The organism is Parashewanella hymeniacidonis (assembly GCF_016900895.1).
Classification (GTDB): Bacteria; Pseudomonadota; Gammaproteobacteria; order Enterobacterales; family Shewanellaceae; genus Parashewanella; species Parashewanella hymeniacidonis.
The window spans coordinates 1-2,232 of the sequence record NZ_JAFEUN010000238.1 but is presented as its reverse complement, the minus strand read 5'-3'; the positions used below and the strand labels follow the sequence as shown (position 1 = coordinate 2,232).

Below are 2,232 nucleotides of genomic sequence, written 5' to 3'. Positions count from 1 at the left end.
CGAAAAGAGAGCTAAACCTTTAGGTAACCCCCTTTTTTAGGATTAAGCAGTTCGAGTTATTATGTGTAAAAGAATTTTATGGAATGTCAAAAAAGATGGCATCGTTACGAAGGTAAGAGATGGGCGCAATACCCCGGCTTCATTCAAGATCGCTGGGTAAGCCCTAAACTCATGCAAGAAAATGATCCCCTTGAACCAATTCATTTTATGTTAAACCCGTTATTTATTACCCGAAATTTGATGAGCAAAGTCAATTCATGCGAAGTAATGCTGATAAGATACTGAGCTACCTCACGATTAAAACCCGTCAAATTGTTGCACAGTACTTTGCCGTGACCACAAGACCTACCCATGGAGCATTTATCATTGAACCCGCAATAACTTAGGTGAAAATCTCTCGATAAAATTTAGAACCTGCTGAATTACTTCCTTTAGGAGCCGCAATAGCCATAGGGAAACATTTATTAGGTACTAGAGATAAAGATATTGAATTCGCCTAGAAAATAAAGTTACATAGGTAGAGACAAATGAACTCCTAGCGACAACTATCCTAAGAGGAAATGGAGAGCAACTTAGCGTAAAACACCTCAAACCTATCTTAGATGCCTGGGTTGCTCAGTGGGAACAAGAAATTGCAAACTATAAAAACATCATCGACAAACGTCATGATTCGATTGCAAACACAAATGCTGCGGCTTCCAATTAACCCTGTTCGGATAAATTTTACGACCTAACATTTCGACTCGAATGGGCTCAATTCGAATCAATACATAGTCTTTAGGGAAGTCAGGCCAAAGCTTTTTTCTTAGCTTTGGCTCAAAAAAATCATGTTGATGAATCGTTTCAAGTTCAGAATGCAACCTTGCTTTACCGATGATGCTTAAGTAACTCTTATAATCATCGGCAATAAAGTGAAACTGAACTTTGGGGTTTGCATTAATTTCAGACACTTTTCGAGTATTTGGCTTCGTCGCAACCCAAATCACAAAATCATCATTTGGCTGGCTGAACTTGACGGTTCTAGACTTAGGATAGCCAGATTTATCAATACTCACTAGGCTTCCGTACACACTGTCTTGAATAATACTTTGCGCTACAACCTCAAAATTATTTGAATGCGTATTTTGAGCTTCAGCCGAAACAGAAAGAACGGTTATAAATAAAAGCGGAAACATTAACTTTCTGACACTCAACATAGCTCAAATTCCATTCTGCAATTATTTTAATGAGTGTAGTTCAAAACGCTTTGGTTAATATTTTAGATAGTTAAAGATATCGAAAAACGTGAAGCCTATGGGATGAACCTTAGATTAATTATTTTATATATTATTGAATTTAAAAAGTAATAAATTATTACCTAAATATAATTTTTTGGCGTAGCTAATGGCTACAGCTCTCACTCGAAGCGAAGGTTCGCCAGTACCTACTCCAAACCAAATCAGTTCTTCTAACTCTTCTTCACTAAATAAAGTAAAGTTTGAGGAGATAGAGTGTACTTTTTATAATCAAAAGGAACTCATTTACCCATGCCCTATATGCTTTGAAAATCCTGCAATTAAAAACTTTTGTGGCGAAAACAAAGAAGGGCATAACTTATGTGAACCTTGCTTTAAACTTTACCAAAAGGAATATGAGAAAAAAGATTGTCCCTCCTGCAGAAAAGGAATTGCTAGCTCAACAATCAGGGCGAAAATAGATAAAAAATTAGAAAAAGCTTTCAGAGATTTAGTCGTGGAATGTTCCTGTTGACAAGTAAAAGTCTGCTATTCTTTGAGGCATTATCATAAAGATTGCACTATTTTAAAAGCTAAGGCACTACCAGAACTGGAACCAACTGAAACAAATGCTACCGAGCCTCAATCGACTTTAGACAACACAACAGTACAAAACGAAGCATCACTAATACCCGAACAAGAAACTCAAGAACGGCAGTCAACAGGTGAAACGACCGAACAAGAGCTTATCCCTATACTCGGCGAAGATGAATATAGAGCTGCACTCGCTCGCGAAACAAACCGAACCTCACAATGGGAACAAGTTATGGCGGCGCTCAATGAAGAGGAGTACTCAGAAGCTTTGGCTGCAGAAATGGCCATAAGTAGATAAGTAAATAATTAGTCGGTTCTGAAAAAATCCATTTCAAGAGTTAAAATGTACGGCATCTGATTTACGCAAAATTCAGAGCCGTACCCCAAAAGCAAGATTTCTTAGATTTTGCATCAATTTCACTAC

The 2,232-nt window shown here is 37.4% G+C and carries 3 protein-coding genes and 1 pseudogene; 3 read left to right on the top strand and 1 reads right to left on the bottom strand.

All coding sequences use genetic code 11. The annotated features are described in order from the left end of the window. Positions 1 to 209: 209 nt before the first annotated feature. Positions 210 to 386, top strand: a pseudogene (locus JQC92_RS23370) (hypothetical protein); the annotation flags it as partial. Between the two features lie 264 nt (positions 387 to 650). On the opposite strand, the gene JQC92_RS21970 reads toward JQC92_RS23370, so the two are convergent. Then, on the bottom strand, positions 651 to 1,175 hold the full coding sequence (locus tag JQC92_RS21970; protein ID WP_205001661.1) for a pyridoxamine 5'-phosphate oxidase family protein: 525 nt from the start codon (positions 1,173 to 1,175) through the stop codon (positions 651 to 653). 208 nt (positions 1,176 to 1,383) lie between these two features. Here JQC92_RS21970 and JQC92_RS21965 point away from each other — a divergent pair, with 208 nt between their 5' ends. Continuing rightward, positions 1,384 to 1,749, top strand: coding sequence for a hypothetical protein (locus JQC92_RS21965; protein ID WP_205001660.1), 366 nt, complete (start codon positions 1,384 to 1,386; stop codon positions 1,747 to 1,749). A 21-nt stretch (positions 1,750 to 1,770) separates the two neighbouring features. Further along, positions 1,771 to 2,106: a hypothetical protein gene (locus JQC92_RS21960; RefSeq protein ID WP_205001659.1), complete on the top strand. Its 336-nt coding sequence runs from the start codon at positions 1,771 to 1,773 to the stop codon at positions 2,104 to 2,106. The last annotated feature ends 126 nt before the right edge of the window (positions 2,107 to 2,232 follow it).